The following is a 23,816-nucleotide window of genomic DNA, read 5'->3' as shown; positions in this document are numbered from 1 at the left end:
GCTCTGAGCCCTCACCATACCCCACGCCCGCCAGGGCGGGAACCCACCCATTCTATGGATTAGATTCCATCCGGTTCACCACACACCGCTTGCTTTTACAAGCAAGGGCACGCTTCTATACCTCCACTCCGAGCGGAGTAGAGCCAGCATTGCGTAAAACTAAAAACCGCTGATATTCCTCACGGACCAGGTGAGGGGTAGAACCGATGAGTAGAAAGAATGGGTCGATTCTTGGCTACGTGGCAAATATAGGACAAAGAGAAATAAAACACAAATATTTTTTATTAAAAAAAACAAAAACAAAAACACACTCAACGCAGACTTTCCCAATTCTATCTTAACTTAGCGCTTAACAGCTACCGTTACGCAAAAGTCAACCAATAAAATATGTCCTCCTTCAAACGCATCGTAAAAATGACTTTCCGCCCTGAAGAAATCGACAACTTCCTGGAGGTTTTCCACCAGAGTAGTGCCCATATTCGGGCCTTCCCCGGTTGCCTCCACCTCGAGCTTTGGCGCGGCAAAAGGCAGGAAAACGTGCTGTTTACCTTCAGCAAATGGGAAAACGAAGAAGCACTGGAAAACTACCGCCACTCCGACCTCTTCCGTTCCACCTGGGCAAAGACCAAGCCTCTCTTCGCCGAAAAAGCCGCTGCCTGGAGTGTGGATACGCTAGCGGAAATACTATAAAAAAACTTCCTGAGCACAAAACCGAAGTAATGGCTCAGGAAGCTTAGCCCATCCCACTCCAAAGTGGATCAGGATAAATCACACCCAGTTATTGTCTTATTGATCTTCGCAGTATACGCTACCATCGGCGTTGAAGATAACGTCTACATCATTGTTACCTGATTCCAATTCTACCGCGTACATCAGTGATCCATCAGGGCGCTCCAGTCGCTCTACCTTGTCTTCGTCAATTTGGTAGCCGGCATAATTGGTGGCTATCGCATCCATTACTGCGGCAGGAAGCTGGTTGATCGATATCTCTATTTCGCTAAATTGGAATACCCAATCCAGATTGAAATACAAATCCATATCTGGCCCAGGGCCATCTTCCAATTCTACCTCGTACATGAGTACATCATCACAGATGTCTTCTTGTTCTGAGCTGGTTATGATGTAGCCAGGATACTGACTCTGGATCAGATCACGAACATCTTGGGGGACACTTACACTTTGACCATTATCATCATCACCGCCATTGTCGTCATCGCCGCCGTTGTCATCGCCTCCATTGTCATCATCACCGCCATTATCGTCACCGCCGTTGTCGTCACCTCCATTATCATCATTATGGTCTGCTTCAAAACAAAGCAAATCACCATTGGCATTAAACACGGCATCCTCTTCGTCACCTGTGACGTTGTGCACTAATTCTACTTCGTACTCGATAGCACCATCAGGGTAATCGTGCCTTTCAATGTTTTGCTCGTTGATCGAGTAATCCGCAAAATTGGTACTGATCGCATTGCGGACTGCCTCGGGCAAATCCATCAAATTGATATCTGTTTCCGTAAACAAGAAGGTACCATCAAGCGTAAAGTAAAGGTCTACATCTGGCCCAGGGCCGTCTTCCAATTCTACTTCCAAGACCAGGGTATTGTCACACAGGTCTTCCGTATCGGTGCTTCTGATGACGTGGCTGGGGTAGTTCGCCGCAATGAAATCTTCAGCGGTTGTTGGCAATTCTACCGGATTGGGGTTCACTGTATCATCATCAAGGTTCAAGAAATTACATCCTGAAACAACTGTCACAACGCTGGCAATCAGCGATAAATAAATTAACTTCTTCATCTTAAAATTATTTTCGGTTTAAAAATGACCGGTCCAGGTACTGCCCAGGCAGTACGACACGATCTGTATTAGTAAATTCAATGATTGTTTGTGCTGAAACTGTTACTCATCCAACTGGATATTCAGCCATACCTGCCTATCCAGAAAGGATAGACTTGTTCTGTTGGGTCAGTTTACCTTATGGTGATCGCCTTCGGCTCGGAGTTGGTGGGAAAATTGATGCATTATCGACCACACGAAGCCTTTTTTGAGGAGCCTAGCCGTAGCTAAGCGACTTAAAAAAGGCACAGTGTGGGAAGATAAGGCGCGATTTGCACCCGAAATGATCCCAGCAGAACAAGTCTGATTATCAACTCGGGGCTATCACCAGTTTTCTGCTGAGTATTCCCACTGTGGTCTTTACTTGTAGCCAGTAGATACCGGGCTTGCGGTCATTTAGGTACCAGCGATAATTTCCACTGGTAATCGGGCGATCTACGATAATTTCAGTCCTTCCCAACTGGTCTACCAAAAGCAGTTGTTCAATTCCCACCGAGGTGCTGATTTGTAAAAAATGCGTCGCAGGATTAGGAAACACGACCAGCTCTACGTCTCCTTCTTCCAACCAAAGATTGTGGTTTAAAGTGGTTAATTTTGAAGTATCCTTGGCGATGATAATTTGAGTCGTGTCCGGGATCACTGGTATCCGGCCAAAATGTTGGTCAATCAGTAACACACTATCAATACGCAGGGTAAAAGTATCCACCTCCAGACCGACAATGATGTCTTCCATGATGATTGAAAAAGTTCCCAGGTCACCACTGCCTACAGCTATTGCCAGTTGGTTGGTTCGTGTAAGCCCCAGCTCTGCTGTTCCCATAATGCCATCATCCACATACATTTCCTGTACGTAAGATTCATCCGCATCCACCCAGCTGTTTTCAACAAGGTCAAAATCAGGGCCGTCATCACCAGCCAAGAGGTTTGTTGTATAGCTCAATTTTATGGCTAATCCATAGAAATCCGCAATTGGCAGGTCTGCATCGTCAATACTCAAGCCGATATTGACCATAGCACCTTCTTGCACCAAGGTCGCACTGGGGGTCAGGCGCAAACGTGGCGCGGCGCCCGCTGCATTGGCATAGAAATCTGCCGTGACCGGCGGATGCTCCAAGCCGAAGTTATCATCTATAGCATCCGAAAAATCGTCGTCGTTTACAATGCCATCGCCATTACAATCGGCGTAGGCAAAATTCAGTCCATTCGGAAAGTTATTAGCCCATAATGTCGGTAGGGGCTGTGCCGACCAATCCGTATTTTGATCTGCTCGCGCCGGGCCTTCTGCTCCGTAAGCCAGTCCCCAAAACAATAAGTCTACCGTATTGGCTTTGCCATTATTGTTCACATCGCCAGGCCAAACCTCCTGTGTCCATCCATCCGATAGGATCAAAGCAAGTAAGAGGGCTAAGGACAGTATCTTTCTCATAATTTTCTACATTTTTATCATTGCAATACAAAGATGATGGTTCTTTTGAGCTTTGGCAACCACATTTTTATTAAATTGCCAACAACAAATTAACTCACACTTTTTTCAATAAAAAATACAACTAACTAAAAAACAGTTATTTAAGTAAAATAAATTATAATTTTATTTAATTTAAATAAGTAATTTGCCAAAAACAATATCACAAATCCTCCATAAACAATGGAAAAAACCAAAGTCGTTTCCTTACTACAATCATTAAATGACTCGGAATGGCGCGAACTGGAAGACTTTGTGGCATCTCCATTTTATAACAAGCATCCTGAGTTATTGACTTTGTTCAGCATCCTGAGAACCTGGCTAGCAAACGATCAGATCGCGCTGAAAAGTCGCGAAGATTTGTTTAAAATATTATGGCCCGACCAAGTCTACAACGCCAAAGCTTTGACCTATGCTTTAAGCAATTTGAATAAACTTGCCTCTCTCTTCCTTAGCCTGCAAAAAATCACCCATACGCCTTTAGCTTTGGAACTGGCGGCCCTGGAAGTCTACTCAGAACGCAATCTGGAAAAGCATTATGCTGCGGCAAAACGTTCCATTAGCGACCAGCTCACCGTACCAACAGGCAGTAGCTTCGATTTTTTTCGCAACAAGGCGCGCTTTGCAGAAACACTGGATCAACATCACTTAAGACAAAAAAACAGGGTCTTTGATGTTGCTATCCAATCAGCAGCCCATGATCTCGACACCTATTACTATCTACGCCGGCTCAACCTGGCTTGCTCCATGCTGGATCGTCAGCAGATTCTAAAATCGGTCTACGAAACCAATATCACTGAACCCTGGATTATTCACCTGAAGACCAGTAGCGTCGGGCAAGCCCCCATCATCAGGCTTTACCTCGATATTTATCAGATGCTGAGTGAGGAATCCGAAGAAGCTCATTTTATTCATCTAAAAAACAACCTGGAGATTTATTCCGATCAAATTTCCCACCATGACCTTACGGAGATTTATCAATTTGCCATCAATTACTGCGCACGAAAAATCAGGAAAGGCCGTGAACCTTACGTAAAAGAAGCCCTCAACCTTTATCTTAAAGGCATAGAATCTCGTTTTCTCATCGTTGACGGGCAACTTTCACCATGGACCTATGCCAATGTGATCAAGCTTTATCTTCGGCAAAAGGAATACGATGCAGCCCAACAATTTATCGAAAAATTCCTGCCCTTTTTGCCCGAAGCTTTTCAGCAGAACGCCTACCACTATAATCTGGCCGAGCTTTTTTACTACACCAAAGAGCAGGAAAAAGCGCAGTCGCATCTGGTCAAGGTCGCCTATACCGACCTCAACTACTACTTGGGTGCCAGGGTTTTATTGGCTAAAATTTATTTTGAAACAGGAGAAGAAGATGCCCTGGCTTCGCTGTTGGCGGCTTTTATGATGTTTCTGCAAAGAAACAAGGCCCTATCCCACGATTTGAAGCAAACCTATCTCAATTTTTGCAAAATTCTTGCTCGGATTATTCGTACCGCCCCAGCACGCCGAGCAGCTATCCGCCAAACAATTTCCAATACACAACTGCTGACCGATCGCGACTGGCTGCTGAGCATCATCAAGCTGGTAGAGGATACTCGGGCTGCTTCTCAGCCTTAGGGGGCGGCGAAGGATAGCAGGATAGTAAACGATGAGGAACAATTCCTAACCTCGATTAAAAAATCCGATGTTGTAAGATTTACAAACTTTTTGCGCTAGCCTTATTACAATCCCTATCGCTTATCTTTACGCCAGACTACTCAACTTATCGCTTTTCAAATTTTGACGCCATGCCGGTTCTTCAACTTGACCATTACGACATTGATATATCGCCCATTGATAGCCCTCAACTTCGCTGGTTGGCTGCTCAGGATTTTGCCGGAATTGCGGTACTCACGGATGAAAATACGGCCCAACATTGTCTCCCGCTCATTAAGGAGCAGTTAGCCCCTTTTCGACCACATTACATCACCATACCCGCTGGAGAAAAGCACAAAACCCTTGAAACCTGTCAACACATCTGGGCCCAGCTGTTCCATGCTGGTGCTGGACGCAACTGGTGTTTACTCAACCTGGGTGGTGGTGTTATCGGAGACATGGGTGGTTTCTGTGCAGGGACGTTCAAACGCGGGATAGACTTTATCCAAATCCCTACGACCTTACTTTCACAGGTAGATGCCTCCGTTGGAGGCAAACTGGGCATAGATTTTTACGGCGTCAAAAACAGCATTGGCCTTTTCCGCGATCCCCGCGCCGTTTGGGCGGATGCCCGATTTTTCCAGACCCTCTCGGCACGAGAACTCCGCTCAGGCTTCGCCGAAATCATCAAACACGCCCTCATCGCCGACGTGCAACAGTGGCAGGAACTCCAACACATCACCGATTTGGCAAGCATTGATTGGAGCGAGTGGGTTGCCCGCTCGGTGGCCATCAAACAGCAGATTGTCCGGGAAGACCCCCACGAAAAGGGCATCCGCAAGGCGCTCAACTTCGGCCACACCATTGGCCATGCCATCGAAAGCTACTTTTTAGAAACAACCACTCCCCTTCTCCATGGCGAAGCCATCGCTGCAGGCATGATCTGCGAAGCCTGGCTATCTGCTAAGCAGCTCGGCCTCAGCCAGCAGGAACTTACCGATATCACGAACTACTTCCTCCGCATTTATGGTCATCAAGCCATCCCTGAAGATATTGACGAGCTCCTCCTCTCGATCATGCGCCAGGATAAGAAAAACGAGGATGCCCGCATCAACTTTAGCTTGATTCCCACAGCGGGTAAGGTAGCCGTTAACCAAACGGCTACGGCGGAGGAGATTGTTCATAGTTTAGCGTATTATCGGGGGGTGAGGTGAGGGGAATTATAAAAACTAAACGACAATAAGAAAGAACCAGCTAATGAAAAAATTGAGCTTCCTCTTACTTCCATTTTGCCTTACGATTTGTGTTAATCAATGCCTTTCTCAAGTTGTTCAAGTTAGAATAGATGGGGTTGAAATAAAAAAGCACGATACGGTCTACATAATAATACAACCTTTACTTGATAATGATACCTTGGAGATAGTTCCTATAACAAGTACAGATAACGAATTTACTATTGACCATAAATATGCTACTGGTGAAAATATACTCAGCTTTGAATATACAAATGAAATTTTTTCTTTTGAAATAGAACTTGAGGCACAAAAAATATTCATTGACATTAAGAACCCAAAGAACCCTAGCTGCTTACTTAAGCGAAGATTTCATTCTTGCGATGCTAGTGGTCTTTCTACATTTGGTGATGATTGTCTAAACTATAATTACTGTATTACAAACTACTGCTATTTGGATGAAGGGATAGAGGGAGTACGGTTGAACTCGGCTCTAAATGTCCCCTCAAATTACGACTCTTTCTTAATAGACAAAGGAGATAAAATAAGGAATAGAGCCCATTTATTGAATTCTGCAAATGGCGTTTGGTATTTTCACAGGGTAGCCAGTAAGGAACAGCGAAGATCGAGAAGAATTAAATTAAATTATTGTGGATTTAGAGATTCAATTTTTTGGAATTACAGGAATAAACCTATTGCTTTTGAAGGCAAAGATTATTCAATACTTGCAAACGAGATCGGTGAAGCTGATTTTTATGTCTGTGTAACTGATCCAATTAACTATGACAGCATCAAACAAGTGTCATCTTGTCCCTCCTTGTGGTTTGTAAGTTATGGCTGGCCTCAATTACTCATCAAAGCCGATAATTCAGGGCAAACTATTTTCACGTTTAGAATTAAGAGGAATAAAATGATCTTAAATCAGGTGGAATCTGATGAAAATGGGTATAGTATAAGGGGGAGAAGATACATTCTCAAGAAAAAAAGCAACTCTAATCCCAACAAATGATGACAGCTAAGATATGGACTGTAAAAGAAATAGCGAGAAGTCTTTTACTAAAATACAGAACTATTTAAAAAATAATGTGATCTCCTAGCCTCGAAAAACAAGATATCGAGAAATTATAATAGCTTCGCAACACAAGGTGCTCACCACCTGATATCCTAATGCGAAAACCAGTGTTCCGATGGCCAAAAAACAGCAGAAAAAGAAAGAGAAGAAAGAAAAAAAAGTAAGTTATAACCGCCAACCCGAAGAACTCACGCTGAGAGAATGGCAAATCAAGCTCAGGCAGCAATATGGCCAGCAGCAGGAATTTAAGCTCACCAATACGGGTGAACACCCCGTTTGGTCTGATTTTAAGGTTTTCAACCCGGAAGGTAGCTCTAGCTACCGAGTAGCGATCCGCGGAGAGCAACCTTTCGACAACTACTGCGAATGTTACGACTATAAAGTGAGTGGTCTGGGCACTTGTAAGCACATCGAATGGGCACTCCATAAACTGGCCAACACCTACGGCAATAAGCAATATTTCAAAAAACCACCCGTGGTGGGTGAATACACCTCCGTCTATCTACATTATGGCGAACAACGCAGTCTGCGCATTAGGATTGGCAGCGAAAACCAAGAAGCATTTGAAGCTTTAGCAAAGCAGTATTTCGATGAAGACGGTGCCTTCTTTCCTCATGCCTACTTGGTCTTTGACGAATTTCTCCAACAGGCTCAAGCCATCAGTGATACTTTCCGTTGCTATCAGGATGCCCTGGCCTGGATCATCGAGCAAAGGGAAGATCAACGTAGGGCACAACGTATTAATGCATTAGCCAGCCAAGCCGATAGCCTCGACGGTCTCATCAAAGCTAAACTCTACGAATATCAGCGCGAAGGTGTTCTTTTTGCCGCTCGGGCTGGACGCTGCCTCCTGGCCGACGAAATGGGTCTGGGTAAAACCATCCAAGCCTTGGCCACCGCTGAACTGTACCGACGGGAATACCAAATCAATACCGTTTTCATCATCTGCCCCACTTCGCTAAAATACCAGTGGCGGGCCGAGATCAAAAAATTCACCGATAGCAAAGTTGTGGTCGTAGAAGGCCCGCAAAAGAAAAGAACGGAACAGTACGCCGAAGAGGCTTTCTACAAAATACTCACTTATAATGTTGTAGTAAGAGATTTGCACCTCATCAACCTGCAACAACCGGATTTCATCATCCTCGACGAAGCGCAAAGGATCAAAAACTGGGATACCAAAATTTCGCGCGCCGTCAAACAGCTTCAGGCTTCTTTCCGATTAGCACTAACGGGCACCCCGCTGGAGAACAAACTTGAAGACCTCTACTCTATCGTCCAGTTTCTGGATCAGTTCCTGTTGGGGCCGCTTTACTTACTGCTGCACCGCCATCAGGTCAAAGAAGAAAATGGTATCATCATCGGTTACCGCAACCTCGATCAGATCACCAAAAAACTCAACACCCTGATGCTGCGCCGCCGCAAAAAGGAGGTCCTCAAGCAACTCCCTAAACGCGTCGACAAGCACCTTTTTGTACCTATGACGCCCCAACAGCAGAGTATGCACAGCGGCTATGAAAACGATGTCGCCCAGATCGTCGCCAAGTGGAAACGCCTGAATTTCCTCACCGAAGCTGAACGTCTGCGGCTCATGAGCTGCCTGCAGTTGATGCGTATGTCCTGCAACAGCACTTTCCTGGTAGACCAACAAACCCGCTACGATACCAAAATTGACGAACTCTTTTACATCCTGGAAGAGCACCTCACCAATCCCGATGAGAGTGTGGTCATCTTCAGCCAGTGGTCGCGCATGACCAAATTGATTGCCAGCGAACTGGAAAAACAAGGCATCCCCTTCGTTCACCTCCACGGCGGTGTGCCCAGTGCCCAACGCGGGCCCTTACTCGACCAGTTCCGGGACGACGACGAATGCCGCGTTTTCCTTTCTACCGATGCAGGTGGCTTGGGCCTCAACCTCCAAAAAGCCAGCCTCGTCATCAACATGGACTTGCCCTGGAACCCTGCTGTTCTTGAGCAACGTATTGCCCGCGCTTACCGGATGGGGCAGAAAAAAGGGGTGCAGGTCATCAACCTGGTTTCCGAAAAAACCATTGAGCACCGGATGCTCTTCACCCTCAACTTCAAATCGGCACTCGCGCAGGCCGTACTGGAAGCCACCGAGAAGGATGTCTTCATGGACAAAACCCGCTTTGAGGAATTTATGGAACGCCTCCAAGTCGTGACCGCCACCGATGTTGGTGAGCCAGCCACCGAAGATAGTTCTTCCAGCGACGAAGAAAATCTCGAACGCCCCGCTTCTGCTCAGGAAGACACCCTCGACCCCGCAGAGACCCTCACGGAAGAATGGTGGGAACCAGAAGAAAACCTACCATCATCGGCTTCCTCCGCACCAACAAACAACTCATCAGATGGCACCAAACAGCCTTCTACACCCGCTACCGCGACAGCTGGTGGAGCACAACAACTGGTCAATGATGGTATCAGCTTCCTCAGTCGCTTAACGCAAACCCTGAGCAATCCGGCAGCGACTGAGCAATTGGTGAGTAGCCTGGTCCAAAAAGACGAAAAAACCGGGGAAACTTACCTCAAAATTCCAGTAGAAAATGCTGACATTGTCCAGAATGGATTAAAGTTATTGGGTGGATTGCTGGGGAAATTAAAGTAAGGTTTCCCTTCATGGCTGGTAAAAACGCAAAACGGAATTTTGCGTATACCTCGACGCAGGCAGAGCCAACGCCGAACAGGGGGGGGTAAAGCATGTCTTAGGCCACACTGCTCAGTAGAATCGGGTTTGAAACCCGATTCTACTGAGCAGTGTGGTGGACTACTCACTCCGCAACGACTTCAAAGGATTTCGTATGGCAGCCTTCAAGCTATGATAGCCTACTGTTAGGAAAGCTATCAGCAGGGCCAGTGCACCAGCCAGCGCAAAAACGCCAGCGTCCAGCTTTATTCTATAAGCAAAATCCTCCAACCACTGGCTCATGATCCACCACGCTAGAGGACAAGCCAGGAGGTAGGCCAAGGCTACCAGCTTGATAAAATCCTGTGACAACAGCTTTACCAGACTCGCTACAGAAGCTCCCAGGATTTTGCGCACACCGATCTCTTTGGTACGTTGCTCCGAAGCAAAAACCGTCAGCCCAAACAGCCCCAAACAGGCAACAAAGATGGTCAGGGCAGCAAAAACACTCAGCAAGGTGCCCACCCTTCGTTCTGCCTTATACGTTTCGTAAATGCTATCATCCAAAAATACCGATGCAAAGGGCTGCTCACTCGTCAGACTCGTCCAGCGGTCTTTCAAATCGGCCAACAAAGCCGCCACATCATCCGTTTGAACCTTCAAGATAGCCGAACCAGCATTCCCGCCCAGTACCATCACCAGCGGAGAAATTGCTTCGTGCAATGATTTGAAATGGAAATCTTCTACGACTCCCAGCACCTGATAGGTCGTCCTTTCTCCCTGGTTATTGGCATAGACCACTTGCTGGCCCAAGGCCTCCTCTCTTCCCCAACCAAAAGCACTGGCACTGGTTTCGTTGAGAAGGATGCCACTGGAGTCCGTTGCCATTTCCGGTGAGAAATTGCGCCCCGCCACCAGCTTCATATTCAAGGTAGTTAGGTAATTTTCGTCGACATCATAGCGCAGTGTTTTTACCATTTTGGTATTGTCGTAGCCGGGCGTCAGGAAAAAGTTGTTGTTGTACGAAGGTCCTGCCGGCAAATAACCCGAGTAGCTCGCACTCACCACGCGGGCGTCTTGGGCCAACTGCTGCCGAAAAACCTCCTCTTTATTACCCAGTGCCCACAGGTCGGGTACTACAACCACAGAAGTGGTCTCGTAGCCTAATTTCGCATCTTGGATAAATTTCAATTGCCGAAAAACAATGCCCGTACAAATCATCAAAGCTATCGTTAGAAAAAACTGAAAAACGACTAGGCCCTGCCGTAGCCCCACACTTTTATTTCCCATTTTTAAATTGCCTTTCAGGATAGCGGAAGGCCGAAAAGAGGACAAGAAAAAGGCCGGATAGCTGCCCGCCAAGGTGCCCACGACTAGCCCAAACAACAACAAGCCCGGAACCAGCCACTGCATTGGCAGGGTGTTTAAGTTGAGCTGATCATCGGCAATTTGATTAAATAATGGCAAGGCCAGCACCACCAAAATAACGGCCAGGCCTAAGCTAAACAGGGCCAGCAATACGGACTCCAACAAAAATTGCCAAATCAAATCCTCTTTGTTCGAGCCCATCACCTTGCGAACGCCCACCTCTTTGGCTCTCTTGGAGGCGCCAGCTGTAGAAATATTCATAAAATTGATACAAGCAATAAAGAGCATAAACAGCGCAATGGCTCCAAAAAGATAGAGGTTGCGAATGTCTCCGTGTGGCGACAAGTCAAAGGCAAAATCAGAATACAAATGGATGTCCGTCAATGCTTGCAAAAACAAGCCCAAATCATTGCCTGCAGCCCGAAATTCCTCCATCCCCATACCCATGGCCTGCTTCATTTGCGGCCCAGCATATTTAGCAAAGACCGCGGGCAACTTAGCTTCCAGTTGGTGGTAATCGTAGCCCTCTGGCAGCACCAGGTAAGTATAAAACTCAGAAGTCATCCACGACGGCTGCCGAGCTTCATCAAGACCAGACATGGCGATAAAAATATCAAAATGGAAGTGCGTGTTTTGGGGTATTTCCTTCATCACCCCTGTCACCTTATGCGGCTTACCTCCATTTTTAAAATCCAGGGTTTTCCCCAGCGGGTTTTCTCCCGAAAAGAATTTTTCGGCCACGGCTTCCGAAATCACAATCGTGTTGGGCTCCACCAAAGCCGTTTCGGCATCACCGCTCACCAGGGGTAATGTAAATACCGAAAAGAAATTTGCATCCACAAAAGCAGCTTCGTGGTTTTTGTAGGTCTCTTCCCCGTGTATGATGGTTGGCGTACCCGCAATCCGCAGTCGGGTAGCGGCTTCCACCTCCGGAAATTCCTCCTTCAAGGCTTCCGCTACGGGGGGCATCACATTGGCTTCGTTCAGCTTTTCACCTTGCACGGTTCCCTTGAAAACCACCCGCACAATACGGTCTGCCTTTTCGTGGTAGCGGTCAAAGCTCCACTCGTACTGCACAAACAAGAGAATGAGCAAACAAGTCGCAATACCAATAGCCAGGCCAGAGATATTAATAAACGACATTACTTTGTTGCGCTTCAGGTTGCGCAGGGCTATTTTCAGGTAGTTTTTTATCATCGCACTATGGCTTTAGTCTGTCTTCTGTTTGCTAACAAGCTCCATATCATTCGGAAGCACACTAACAAGTACAATAGTTCCAATTATCATTCCACAACCAAAATACCACTGATAATCAATACATTAAACAAAAATCAGCACTTAAAAACACCTTTATAGTGTTCAAAAATGAACAATCTTTTCCTAAAAATGAACAGTCCCGTTAAAAATGCCCGCTTACCTTAGCTGGACTTTCGGCAGCATAAGAAATTAAGAAAACTTTAAGACATACCCGGGAAAACCGGCGTGTTACTTTAGTCTAATGCCCGAGTCCAAAGGACACATAAAAATATTAACGTCAAAAAATCATTCAAAAATGAAATCGACCAAATTCTTCATCTTCAGTCTGGCCATCCTTTTCACCTTTAGCCTACAGGCACAAGACAAGAGTGCAACCAACACTGCACCGGCTTCTATCGAAAAAGCAGGTACTCCTCGTCGTGCAGCTCCTTCACCAGAGCAGCGTGCTGCAAAAATGGACGAGCGCCACGCAGAATTGGCAGCAAAACTCGGCCTTTCTGAAACACAGTCAGAAGCTGTAAAAGCCATCAACGAAAAATACCGCGAGCAATTGAAAGAGGCCCGCGCCAACGCTGGTGAAGACCGCAAAGCCAACGGCCAGCAAATGAAAGCCATTCGCGAGGCTCAAAATGCGGAGCTTCAGACCATCCTTACCCCTGAGCAGTACGAAATGCTGCAAGCAGAACGGGAAGCTGCCAAGGCAGAGCGCCAAGTTCAACCTCGCCACAAGAGAGGCGGTCAAGGTGGCAACCACTAAGATCTCTGTACCGTTTAGCGAAAGCTTAAACATCCCCAGCCCTTTCTTATCATGACGATAGGAAAGGGCTTTTTTATTTTTATATTTACACAAAAAGGCAAATTATGAGAAAGCTTCCCCTACTATTTTATCCCCTACTCTGCCTTTTAAGTTGCCAGTCCGACAAGGCTACTACTGACGCATCAGGCGATACGCCTACCTCCGAGACCGTCCAAGTCCTTACCGATAGTGTCATCCAAAGCTACCAGACACTTCTTACCAACAGGGAAGAAGTTTTCCCACTGGAATGCAATCCCGAAGCGGGGAAAGTAAATCCTGCCGACGGAGCACCAAAAGATACCCTCTTTTTCCTTTTCCGGGAACAGCTAAAAACCATCGTTGCCAACAAAGATATTTTTGCTTTATTACCCTATGTCAACGAAAACATAAAAACCGGTTTTGGAGGCGAAGATGGCCTCCAGGAATTTATCCAAATGTGGGGACTGGACAGCCCTGAAAAAATTCCTCAATCCGACTTATGGTCTACCCTCGAAACCTTACTGTCCTTGGGAGGGCAATTCAACAATTATGGCAAAGGGAGCTACTTCGAGGCCCCCTACCTCGGCCCTTGTTGGCCAGACAGTACCGAACCCTACGAGTTTGGGGCAGTGATGGGTGCAGGTGTACGGCTGCGCTCAGGCCCGGGTCTCAGTACCAAAATTCTAAAAACCCTCTCCTACGACCTGGTGGAATACCTGGAAACCACCCCTACCGAAGAAACCATCAGCGGCGAAACGCACCCCTGGATAAAAGTTCGCTTAGCAGACGGCATGGAGGGCTTCCTCTACGGCAAATTCTACCGCTCTCCACTCGATTTCCGGGCAGGCTTCCAGCAAAACAGCACCGGGCAATGGCAAATGGTCCTGCTGGTGGCGGGGGATTGAGGGGGGAGATTGTTGATGGTTGGTGGTAACCCTTACACCCTTCCACTTTTCCAACCCTTACACCTTTTTAGGTGCGGAGTGCGGTTTAAAAATTCCGACTTCCCACTTCCGACTTCCGACCTTGAGCAGTTGATGGTTGGTGCTGAATATCTCACCATTACACAAATTTCCCTATTTTGGCAGCACCATGCTGTTTGGTCGTTCTTTGCCAACAGCTGAACGATTTACGATCAACTCATATATCCGTCCTTAATTATGAAGCCATTTTTTACGAATGATGCCATTGTTTTTGGTATTTTGATGCTGGCACTGGCCTTTGTCTTTACTACCGCCAGCAGCGACAAGAAAGCCTGGAAACGATTCTATACTTTTGTTCCAGCTATTTTGCTCTGTTATTTCATTCCAGCCATTTTGCACTGGCCTCTTAACCTTATTGCCTACGATTGGTTTGAGCCTGGCATCTACGACTTGGCTAAAGAATTAGGGATCAAGCTACCAGCCAAAGCATCCGTTGCCGAAATTGAAAAACTATTTGGACAAGCAGACATTGACCCTTCTGTTTACAAACAATACAAAGGAGGTTCCAAGCTTTATTTTATGGCCAGCCGGTACCTGTTACCTGCGAGTTTGATCTGGTTATGTTTAAGCATCGACCTGAAAGGGATCATGCGATTGGGGTCCAAGGCCATCATTATGTTCCTCACTGCTACCGTAGGTATTATTATTGGCGGACCGATTGCGCTTATCATCCTCACTTATCTATTTCCTAACCTGGTAGGCTTTTCTCCCGACGAGCTATGGCGTGGGTTGAGTACCATTGCGGGTAGCTGGATTGGTGGTGGTGCCAACCAAACGGCCATGAAAGAAATCTTCGAAGTCAAAGGTAGTGTCTTTGCCTCTATGGTGGTGGTAGACATTGTAGTCGCCAACATCTGGATGGGCTTCCTATTATATGGTGCCAAAATCTCCGACCGAATCGACGCTCGACTCAAAGCGGATAACACTGCCATCAAGGACTTGGAAAAAAAGGTTGCGGAATACCAGGATAAAATCAAGAAAATCCCTTCCACCAACGACCTTTATATTTTACTAGCCGTAGGCTTCGGAGGAGTGGCTCTCTCTCATTGGGGCGCAGATCTCATCACCAGCTGGCTCGAACCTTTTGAAGAGAGCCTCAAGGCGGCTGGTCTCAACTCTTTACTGAGTGGTTTTTTCTGGCTCGTTGTTATCTCCACAACACTAGGTCTGGTCTTGTCGTTCACCAAATTCCGCGAACTGGAAGGTGTTGGAGCCTCCCAATGGGGCAGTATTTTCATCTACATCCTCGTAGCCACCATCGGGATGCACATGGCACTCGGTGATATCATCAATAATCTTGGCCTTTTTGCCATCGGAGCCATCTGGATGCTCGTTCACGTCATCCTGCTCTTGTTTGTAGCCTGGCTCATCAAAGCTCCTTTCTTCTTCGTAGCTGTAGGTTCGCAAGCTAATGTGGGTGGAGCTGCTTCCGCGCCTATCGTTGCCTCTGCCTTTAGTCCAGCCTTAGCACCCGTAGGTGTACTAATGGCGGTATTGGGCTATGCTTTGGGGACCTACGGCGCACTTATTTGCGCTTATTTAATGCAAGCTGCGGTAAATTAAGACCATAAACAAAGGGCCAAAAAGCCTCATTAAGAGATCAGTAATTCAACCGTAATTACTGATCTCTTTTTTTTAAAATACTCAACGAAAACACAAAATAATTGACAATAATGTAAAAATTATTTTTATTCATTAAAATATTTGCAACAAATAAACCCTTGCTTTAAATTTGTCACATCATCAGTTGAAAGCAACTGATTTCAAAGTCGGAAATGGGAAATCGGAAGTCCGAAGTAAAAGTACTTCAGCTTCAACTTTTCTCTCCGATTTTCAAAATCGTCGGATAAAGACCGCGGAATTTGGAACCTAAACACTTCCGACTTCCCACCTCTGACCTCCGACTTCAACATTGTGAGGTGATGAAACTGGCAGCCATGCCCTCTTGTCTCGGGGGTGGGGAGTACAGTACAAAAGAAATTATGGCTCTTAACGAGCTTCGGGCTTTTTAAGCGTCCTGATTTTCTCTAACTGCCCCGTGAAGGTTCGAATCCTTCCCTCACAGCTTTAAGGTACTTGGTACTGTGTACTTGGTACTGTGTACTTGGTACTAAGTACCTTAATCATTGTGAGGTGATGAAACTGGCAGCCATGCCCTCTTGTCTCGGGGGTGGGGAGTACAGCACAAAAGAAATTATGGCTCTTAACGAGCTTCGGGCTTTTTAAGCGTCCTGATTTTCTCTAACTGCCCCGTGAAGGTTCGAATCCTTCCCTCACAGCTTTCAAAGTCGGTCCCGATAGCTATCGGGAGGAAAGCGGAAGTCCGAAGTAAAAGTACTTCAGCTTTAAGTTTTCTCTCCGATTTTCAAAATCGTCGGATAAAGACCGCGGAATTTGGAATCTAAACACTTCCAACTTCCCACTTCCGAACTCCGACTTCAACATTGTGAGGTGATGAAACTGGCAGCCATGCCCTCTTGTCTCGGGGGTGGGGAGTACAGCACAAAAGAAATTATGGCTCTTAACGAGCTTCGGGCTTTTTAAGCGTCCTGATTTTCTCTAACTGCCCCGTGAAGGTTCGAATCCTTCCCTCACAGCTTTCAAAGTCGGTCCCGATAGCTATCGGGAGGAAAGCGGAAGTCCGAAGTAAAAGTACTTCAGCTTTAAGTTTTCTCTCCGATTTTCAAAATCGTCGGATAAAGACCGCGGAATTTGGAACCTAAACACTTCCGACTTCCCACCTCTGACCTCCGACTTCAACATTGTGAGGTGATGAAATAGGCAGCCATGCCCTCTTGTCTCGGGGGTGGGGATCATGCGATAAACACTGGATATGGGTTGACCACAAAATTGCTTTTGTTCAGTAGCTAAGCACCCTGTGAAGGTTCGAATCCTTCTCTCACAGCTTTTTTTTGTACTTGGTACTCAGTACCATCCTATTACACTAAAGACTTAAACAGGCGTCCATCCTTTTCTATTTCTCTGCGAATTCCTTGCAGAACATCTTCCATTCTAATCTCTTTACTAGCGCGTTGCAGGCTTTTCAAGCAAGCGTATTGCACTACATTGATGATGCTACCACCAGCGAGTTCATAACGGGCTGCTACTTCTACCAAATCAACCGCTAAAGTGACTGCCTCAGGGAACGCTTTTTTCCATAATTGCAGACGCTCCTCAACATCCGGCATGGGAAAATGGATAATGGTATTAAAGCGGCGCAAGAAAGCCTCATCAAGGTTACTTTTAAGGTTAGATGCGAGGATTATTAAGCCTGGAAATTCTTCCACCCTTTGCAAAAGATAAGAGACTTCTTGATTAGCATACCGATCATGAGCATCTTTTACCCCCGTACGCTTACCAAACAAAGCATCAGCTTCATCAAAAAACAAGATCCAATTTTTGTTTTGAGCTTTATCAAATAGCTGGGAGAGGTTTTTCTCCGTTTCTCCTATGTATTTAGAAACGACGGCGGACAGATCTATCCGAAAAACATCCTTGCCTGTATATCGCCCTAACAAACTAGCCGTAAGCGTCTTACCCGTTCCTGGCGGCCCATGAAACAAAGCTCGGTATCCAGGTTTTAGCACCCGCTTCATGCCCCAATCCTCCATCAGGGTGGAATGCTGTTCTACCCAGGTTTTAATTTCTTCAATGCGATCTAAAACGGGAGGTGGCAATACCAAATCGGTCCACTCTTGCTCCGTTTGGAGCAATTGAGCAGGAAAGGAAGAACTGAATCTCGGTGGCGATATATACCCTTGTGTAAAAAGCTCTATATACTCTGTATCTAATAATATTCGCCGATTTAACATCGACTCCCCCATTCGCGGTTGTTCGAGATGAAGGATGCTTTGTTGGTAAAAAGGATGCTGATCATCAAAGAGCGTCAATAAATCCATCCGTTTTTGGATATCATCACCTGCCAATACAAACAGTGCCGTGGATACCGTCGGCATCATGGTGCGTTGCTCCGCAGTTTTGATGCCTCCAAAGGCAGGCAAATCATTGTCCTTAGTTATATTTTTAGCAACAACTCGATCAAAGAAATCAGGATAAACATGCGGCATCAAGGCGATGAGAAGAATAAGAAACTCTTCTAGGGAAAGTTTCATCTCTGCTACTGTACGAAAAAAAGGATCACTAGCATCTGAGATATCAAAGTCAGGGAAATCAATTTTCTCGGGAGCGGTAAGCCGCTGAGAAATACGCTCCTCCAAATAGCGAATAGCATGTTCTAAATTGGTAATTGAAATCCTTTTCATTGGACTAAAATAAAGCTATTTGATGGACAAACGTAGTGATTGGTATTTTTCTACAAATCCCTCCCAGCTAAAATCAGGAAAAACCAAGGGCATATTGTGCTTGAAGTCTAAGGTCTCTGGGCTTTCTTCTCCAGATTGGATATCCAGCAAAACCTTTGGCCAATAATAATAAACCCTCGCAGCGAGTGCCATTTCGAGATAGCCGGAGAAATCAAGATCTAGGTTGTAGAGCTGTGGCCTTCCAATACGATGATAATAAATGGCTGCCGATGAGAAGCCGGGGCGATGAAGAAAGCCGCATTCCGCTTCGTCGGTTACTAAATCAAAGGGCTTGAAGAATTCCAGTAGCTCTTCTTCCAACAAGTCCTCCTTATCATAGATCTGCCCCAGGCCATCTTGGAGGACATCTTCCAATGCTAAAAAATGAAGGCGACCGCCAGCCTCGTCCCCAACTACGGCAGTCCAAGTTATCTCCCATCCGTCAAACAATTCATATAATTGAAGCATTTTTTCAGGCAAACCACTTAGCTCAAATGGTTGAAAAACATCATCATCTAAGGGTAGATTATAATTTTCCTCCAAATGCACCAAAGTATTTGCTTCTTCAGCATCATATAAAGCTCCACTTAATCGTTCGTGCCACTCTTCAATCGGATTGCTCATGTTTTTCCTAATTTAATTTTATACTACGTGCTTCCTGCATCTTTACCACCATTTTGTTTAGCCGTCGTTTTTTAGCACTACTAAGCGTAATGTCTTGGTTGATTGCTTCTGCTATTTGATCATATCTACTCAGATCATCAATGCCTTGTGCTAACTTTTGAATTATTATTACCTCATTTAAAGGAATATTGGTGTTGGATGCGATCTTCTCCGCACTACTATTTACCAGGCTTTGTGTAACCTTAGCTTCCCCTTTCCCCACCTCATAATTCTTCAAATTCGTATCCACCTCATTAGTGATGGATTTACTGCTCAACAGCACCTTGGATTTTTTGGTAAATTTCCCTTTATCATCTTTTACCAGCAAGGTGGCTGCTACGGTTAATTTGGTAGGGACATGCTGTTCGGCAGAGCGGATGGTCATGATATCATCGTGCATGGATTCATCTATGCCTTGCTTATTGAGTTGGGCTTTGGTAACACTCAGATCACCTCTGCCGTAATTGGCTTCCACCTTGTAACTTACCACTCCTCCGGATTGTACCGCTCGTTTCACTGCGTTTTCTGCTGATTGCAAGTGCGCCTTGTTTCCCTTTTGAGACAATGGCGTCATGTTGTACCATTTCCCCGGCCCATGAATATTATCATTGAGCATGTGCCCTCGGATATAGTACGACCGAGCACCTTCTTTCCTTAATAGTAATTTATCAAAAAGGAGATGCTTCTCTTGCGTTGGTGAAGAACCGGCGTCACCACTTTTCCGAGCCACCTTGGAAAGTACCGTAGCGGTCATGACCGTTGCCACCGTTGCTCCGGCCTTGGTGGTGCTGTCAAAATCAACTTCTGTAGCAGGCTGCTCACCATCCGCGAAGCCGAATATTTGTGCCGTGATGGGGCTCAGCTCATTGAGTTTCACCTGCAAGTCTTTTTGCTTTTTCTCCTGATTTTTCTTGGTAGCCGCATCTGTAGCAGCTCCCGTCTTGCGCTGAATAATTTTATCAGCCTCCGTAGCTTTTGCTTCTGCCTGTTTCAAAAGCTTTTTCTGATCATCAGTTTTTGCTACAGATTTGATGTGCTTCATAAAGTCGGCAAACGTCTGAATATCACTGGCCACCATCATCTTCGCTGTCTGCCCTTTCTGCTCAAAGTAAAGCGTATGTTGTTTCCCATCACCGCCTTTAAACTTCTTTTTCGCCTTCCACCACTGCACCAGTTTATCTTTCACCTTCTTGGCTGTCTTCTTAGCGCCTTTGACAAACTTCTTCGCCCAGGCTTTAGCCTTCAGGATAATCTTATCGATAGCCCGATCGATGCGTTTGCGGATATTCTTGATGATTTTTTGAACTTTATGTACCAGATCAGAAATACCCAATAGCTTAGCTAGTAAGCCAATCACCAAGGGGATCAGTGTAGACAAACCATTCTCCACTGCCAAGCTGATTCTGGCAAAATTCTTGGCAGCTGCAGCCTTGATTGCTTCGATCAACGTAGGAATCAAAGCAATAGCTGACTCTACAAAGAAGACGATAAAATCTTTAATGGCTATGATTGCCTTAATGAAACCCGCTCCGGGAATCAGTAAGCTCAGCAGCCACTTGATACCCGCCTGAATGACCTGGGTGATGATCATATTTCGAACCGCCTCGATCACCGTTTCTTTCAGGTCACCAAACTGCTCCTGCACCTCTTCCCAGAGCCCCATTATACCTTTTTCCTTTATTTTTTTGACCACCGTAAAACCCGTCTCTACCGCTTTCACCACGGGTTCTGTGATGAGCTTTACCATCTTTTTTCGGACAAACTCCCAAGTTAGCCCCAGCACCTGCATGATAAGATCAAAGATTCCCGACAGGCTAAAGATGTTTTCCGGCACGGTGATTCCCATCGGCCCCAGGGAGCCCGTCAGCCACTTGAACAAGCCCGCAATGAGGTGTTTTTGAATATTGGCGACAAAGTTGTCAAAACCAGCCTTAATTCCCGCAAAAAGGGTCTTCATGAACCCAATCGGATCGGCCATTATCACACCAATCAATGATTGAATGGCAGCCAGCAAATCCATAATCAGCTGCTTCAATTTCTTGATGGTCTCAATAACGCCCTTAATCGCGTCCAGTGCTTTGTCCACCAGCCCCCGGTTGGCCGCTTTCATTTCCTCAATGCGCGCATCCACGGCCTCCAGGCTTTCTTTGTACTTCTGGGCTATGCTATCAATGAGTGCATCCTGCTTGCTCGTCACGGCACTGTCCAGTTGACTGAATTGGTCTTCAATTTTTTCTACGGCAGCGGTAGCCAGTTTTTGTTGGCTTGTGGGTAGACCATCGACAAAATCTTTGACTTCTTTACGGCCTTTGGATATACGTTGCTTGACTTTGGCCAATTCGGTAGCAATGTAGCGGGCTATTCCCGTAAGCGCAACATCCATATCTGCGATATACTGCTCGCGCGCCTCCTCGTAGAATTTATTGACCTCATCGGGCATCCCTACAACGGTGTCCTTGATGCGTTTTCCCCATCCACGAGGATCAAACCACGAGCCGTAACGCTCGCGTTTGTATGCATCCATTTTACGCCTGATAAAGCTTTCAAAACGGAGCGTAGCGTAGTTGGCGGCCAGTTCAAACCTGGTATTTACGCCCTCATCAATAGTACCTTCTCTGCTACCATCAGCTGGCCCGAGCACCTTCTCCACATCAATTTGGGTCAGGAGAAAGATTTTGTCAATTTCTCTACTGATGTTCTCTCTCGCAGATGTGTTGTCTTTCGAGGTATTCTTTTGTTCGTCAGTAGCTTTCGCCAAAAGATGCTGGCGACCATCAAACATACCCGACACGGTATCCTCTCCCTTGTTTTCGGCGTGCTGTTGATGCTTTTCGCGAACCGTTTGCTCTTCCTGACGGAATTGAACGGGAGCCTCAGTGATGTTGGCTTTCGCAGTCTTTTTGGAATCAAGGGCGGTAAGAAAACTAGGTTCTTCAGATATCGCCAGTTGCTCCTCGGTCACTTCATTGGTGGCCATTTCGTCATCCATGCGCTTACCATCATCAACAAGCGGCTGGCTAACCTCGGAGCTATTCCGCGCCGGAGGAGTCGTATTTCCTGCGCGCAGGGATTTTGGGGCAGCTCCTACCGTGGGTGAGACCAAATCTGCAACTGGCCGAGCTTCTACAGCGGAAGGATCTGGTTCCTTGGCCGTAGCTGTCTTTATCGCTCCACCTGATTTTTCCTTCTCACTCGCGACCTTCTGCCCGGCACTATCTTTGACTTGGTCCATCTTACCGCTACCGGGGAACTTATCCGCTTCTTCTTCGCTTTTTGGTAGAATTTTTACAATCTGATCTAGGAGTAACTTCTTAAAAGTCTCCGCGTCAAACAGCTGCGGTTCCTGCTCCTCCATTTCAGCGACCTGGTCCTCCTGGGCCTGCCCTTTTTGTTCATTGCCAGCTAGCGGGGCGGCTTCCTCTGCGTTATCGGTTAAACTCTTAGCCGTAGGAACATCCTTCTGGCCCGCTGCCGTTTTCTTTGTCTTCTGCTTAAGGGCCTGAAAATTAGGGTCTTCACCCGGGGTTCGAGGAATTGGTATTTCTTCGACGGGTGCAGGGGTAGCGGCAGCTTCCTCTTCACCTACAGCAGGGGTAGCACCTGCTGCTGTCTCGCCGGTGCTGGTATCCACAGCCGTATCCGTATCAGGAATGGTTATTGGCAACAAAGCCTCTGCATCCGTTGTCAATGTAGCGGTATCGGTGCTGGATTCTCCTGCGGGCTCGGGCGTATCCGAGGTGCGCTCTGGCACTGCTCCCTGTTGTACAGTGTGGGTAAGTTCATGAGCGAGCAACAATTGGCCTTTTCGCCGCGACGGATCGTATTTTCCCTCATTGAAGAAAACATCTTTCCCGGTAGTAAAGGCCTGCGCTCCCAAAGCACGATTTAGCTGAACAGCATCCTGGTCGGTGTGAATGCGTACGCCACTAAAATCAGCCTCAAAGGCACCTTCCATTTTTTGTCGCGTATCTGTATCTAGCGGCCGCCCCTTTCCCCGACGCATTCGGATAGCATTCGCAAAATCCAGGCCTCGGTGCAACAGCGGGCGGGGAGCAAGCTTAGCTTGCACTTCCTCCTCTTCTTCCTTTTGTTGAACAGCTTCCTCTTCTTCTTTTGCCTGCACCGCTTCTTCCTCCTCTTCTTGCATTTGCAGTTGCTCCTCGTCTACTTTACGTTGTACGTCTTCCTCTTCCTTGCTTTGCACCTGCTCTTCCTCCTCCATTTTCGCCTGTACCTCTTCCTCTTCCGTGTCCCGCTGGCGCTGTACGGGGTCCTCTTCCTCCATCATTGCCTGCATCACCTCTTCCTCCTCAGTGGCTTTGGCCTGGAGATTTTCTTCTTGCTCCTTACGTTGTACCAAGGGCGAAATCTGGCCAAACAAAGGCTTTGAGGTGCCTTCACTATTGACCGCTCTTTCCGCCATCTGATCGGCTTCGGTTTCAAAACGACTATCAGGTTTCCCTACGTTCACTTTAGGCTGCGCCTTAAAAAAAGCACCATCGCTCTTTTTAGTCTGAAAAAAGGAAGATTGCCTTGCTGGCTTACCAGGTTTGGCTTTTGGGACCTGAGTCGTTTTCGTTTTCATTCCCTT

14 protein-coding genes are annotated in these 23,816 nt (G+C 46.5%); 8 read left to right on the top strand and 6 right to left on the bottom strand.

What is annotated here, in order from left to right; genetic code table 11:
* Nucleotides 1–387 precede the first annotated feature (387 nt).
* Nucleotides 388–690 carry a putative quinol monooxygenase gene (locus AB0L18_RS15685; RefSeq protein ID WP_367388249.1) on the top strand — a complete coding sequence of 101 codons (303 nt, stop codon included), beginning with the start codon at nt 388–390 and terminating at the stop codon, nt 688–690.
* Nucleotides 691–786: 96 nt separating this feature from the next.
* On the opposite strand, the gene AB0L18_RS15680 is transcribed toward AB0L18_RS15685, so the two are convergent.
* Together AB0L18_RS15680 and AB0L18_RS15675 are read right to left on the bottom strand one after the other, a co-directional pair.
* Nucleotides 787–1,797 (bottom strand): PepSY-like domain-containing protein, encoded by a 1,011-nt coding sequence (locus tag AB0L18_RS15680; protein WP_367388248.1) that lies wholly within the window; start codon nt 1,795–1,797, stop codon nt 787–789.
* Between the two features lie 349 nt (nt 1,798–2,146).
* Nucleotides 2,147–3,262: a T9SS type A sorting domain-containing protein gene (locus tag AB0L18_RS15675; RefSeq protein ID WP_367388247.1), complete on the bottom strand. Its 1,116-nt coding sequence runs from the start codon at nt 3,260–3,262 to the stop codon at nt 2,147–2,149.
* Nucleotides 3,263–3,481: 219 nt separating this feature from the next.
* On the opposite strand from AB0L18_RS15675, the gene AB0L18_RS15670 reads away from it, so the two are divergent.
* The 4 genes from AB0L18_RS15670 (at nt 3,482) to AB0L18_RS15655 (ending at nt 9,860) form a co-directional block, all read left to right on the top strand.
* Complete coding sequence (locus tag AB0L18_RS15670; protein ID WP_367388246.1) at nt 3,482–4,915, top strand: tetratricopeptide repeat protein; 1,434 nt, start codon at nt 3,482–3,484, stop codon at nt 4,913–4,915.
* Nucleotides 4,916–5,085: 170 nt separating this feature from the next.
* The gene (gene aroB / locus AB0L18_RS15665; RefSeq protein ID WP_367388245.1) at nt 5,086–6,147 is read left to right on the top strand and encodes a 3-dehydroquinate synthase; all 1,062 of its coding nucleotides are present in this window, start codon (nt 5,086–5,088) and stop codon (nt 6,145–6,147) included.
* Between the two features lie 43 nt (nt 6,148–6,190).
* Nucleotides 6,191–7,174, top strand: a complete 984-nt coding sequence (locus AB0L18_RS15660; RefSeq protein ID WP_367388244.1) for a hypothetical protein — start codon at nt 6,191–6,193, stop codon at nt 7,172–7,174.
* A gap of 178 nt (nt 7,175–7,352) precedes the next feature.
* Nucleotides 7,353–9,860, top strand: coding sequence for a DEAD/DEAH box helicase (locus AB0L18_RS15655; protein ID WP_367388243.1), 2,508 nt, complete (start codon nt 7,353–7,355; stop codon nt 9,858–9,860).
* A gap of 159 nt (nt 9,861–10,019) precedes the next feature.
* Here the strand turns inward: AB0L18_RS15655 and AB0L18_RS15650 are convergent, their stop codons facing one another.
* Entirely contained in the window at nt 10,020–12,443 is a 2,424-nt protein-coding gene (locus tag AB0L18_RS15650) for an ABC transporter permease (RefSeq protein WP_367388242.1), read from the bottom strand.
* 355 nt (nt 12,444–12,798) lie between these two features.
* On the opposite strand from AB0L18_RS15650, the gene AB0L18_RS15645 reads away from it, so the two are divergent.
* The 3 genes from AB0L18_RS15645 (at nt 12,799) to AB0L18_RS15635 (ending at nt 15,824) form a co-directional block, all read left to right on the top strand.
* Nucleotides 12,799–13,260 (top strand): hypothetical protein, encoded by a 462-nt coding sequence (locus AB0L18_RS15645; protein WP_367388241.1) that lies wholly within the window; start codon nt 12,799–12,801, stop codon nt 13,258–13,260.
* A gap of 104 nt (nt 13,261–13,364) precedes the next feature.
* Entirely contained in the window at nt 13,365–14,183 is an 819-nt protein-coding gene (locus tag AB0L18_RS15640; protein ID WP_367388240.1) for an SH3 domain-containing protein, read from the top strand.
* A gap of 255 nt (nt 14,184–14,438) precedes the next feature.
* Complete coding sequence (locus AB0L18_RS15635; protein WP_367388239.1) at nt 14,439–15,824, top strand: DUF819 domain-containing protein; 1,386 nt, start codon at nt 14,439–14,441, stop codon at nt 15,822–15,824.
* Between the two features lie 1,376 nt (nt 15,825–17,200).
* On the opposite strand, the gene AB0L18_RS15630 is transcribed toward AB0L18_RS15635, so the two are convergent.
* The 3 genes from AB0L18_RS15630 to AB0L18_RS15620 are packed head-to-tail and all read right to left on the bottom strand — an operon-like array spanning nt 17,201 to nt 23,810.
* A complete protein-coding gene (locus AB0L18_RS15630; protein ID WP_367388238.1) occupies nt 17,201–18,523 on the bottom strand; it encodes an ATP-binding protein in 1,323 nt (440 codons plus the stop codon).
* Between the two features lie 15 nt (nt 18,524–18,538).
* Complete coding sequence (locus AB0L18_RS15625; RefSeq protein WP_367388237.1) at nt 18,539–19,186, bottom strand: hypothetical protein; 648 nt, start codon at nt 19,184–19,186, stop codon at nt 18,539–18,541.
* Between the two features lie 7 nt (nt 19,187–19,193).
* The gene (locus tag AB0L18_RS15620) at nt 19,194–23,810 is read right to left on the bottom strand and encodes a DUF4157 domain-containing protein (RefSeq protein WP_367388236.1); all 4,617 of its coding nucleotides are present in this window, start codon (nt 23,808–23,810) and stop codon (nt 19,194–19,196) included.
* Nucleotides 23,811–23,816 lie beyond the last annotated feature (6 nt).

The sequence above is a fragment of the Lewinella sp. LCG006 genome (genome assembly GCF_040784935.1).
GTDB lineage: Bacteria > Bacteroidota > Bacteroidia > Chitinophagales > Saprospiraceae > Lewinella.
This window is presented reverse-complemented; position numbering and strand designations above follow the sequence as displayed.

Coding starts and splice junctions, on each gene's coding strand:
- AB0L18_RS15685 (WP_367388249.1), top strand. CDS start 388: ATGTCCTCCTTCAAACGCATCGTAAAAATGACTTTCCGCCCTGAAGAA.
- AB0L18_RS15680 (WP_367388248.1), bottom strand. CDS start 1,797: ATGAAGAAGTTAATTTATTTATCGCTGATTGCCAGCGTTGTGACAGTT.
- AB0L18_RS15675 (WP_367388247.1), bottom strand. CDS start 3,262: ATGAGAAAGATACTGTCCTTAGCCCTCTTACTTGCTTTGATCCTATCG.
- AB0L18_RS15670 (WP_367388246.1), top strand. CDS start 3,482: ATGGAAAAAACCAAAGTCGTTTCCTTACTACAATCATTAAATGACTCG.
- aroB (WP_367388245.1), top strand. CDS start 5,086: ATGCCGGTTCTTCAACTTGACCATTACGACATTGATATATCGCCCATT.
- AB0L18_RS15660 (WP_367388244.1), top strand. CDS start 6,191: ATGAAAAAATTGAGCTTCCTCTTACTTCCATTTTGCCTTACGATTTGT.
- AB0L18_RS15655 (WP_367388243.1), top strand. CDS start 7,353: ATGGCCAAAAAACAGCAGAAAAAGAAAGAGAAGAAAGAAAAAAAAGTA.
- AB0L18_RS15650 (WP_367388242.1), bottom strand. CDS start 12,443: ATGATAAAAAACTACCTGAAAATAGCCCTGCGCAACCTGAAGCGCAAC.
- AB0L18_RS15645 (WP_367388241.1), top strand. CDS start 12,799: ATGAAATCGACCAAATTCTTCATCTTCAGTCTGGCCATCCTTTTCACC.
- AB0L18_RS15640 (WP_367388240.1), top strand. CDS start 13,365: ATGAGAAAGCTTCCCCTACTATTTTATCCCCTACTCTGCCTTTTAAGT.
- AB0L18_RS15635 (WP_367388239.1), top strand. CDS start 14,439: ATGAAGCCATTTTTTACGAATGATGCCATTGTTTTTGGTATTTTGATG.
- AB0L18_RS15630 (WP_367388238.1), bottom strand. CDS start 18,523: ATGAAAAGGATTTCAATTACCAATTTAGAACATGCTATTCGCTATTTG.
- AB0L18_RS15625 (WP_367388237.1), bottom strand. CDS start 19,186: ATGAGCAATCCGATTGAAGAGTGGCACGAACGATTAAGTGGAGCTTTA.
- AB0L18_RS15620 (WP_367388236.1), bottom strand. CDS start 23,810: ATGAAAACGAAAACGACTCAGGTCCCAAAAGCCAAACCTGGTAAGCCA.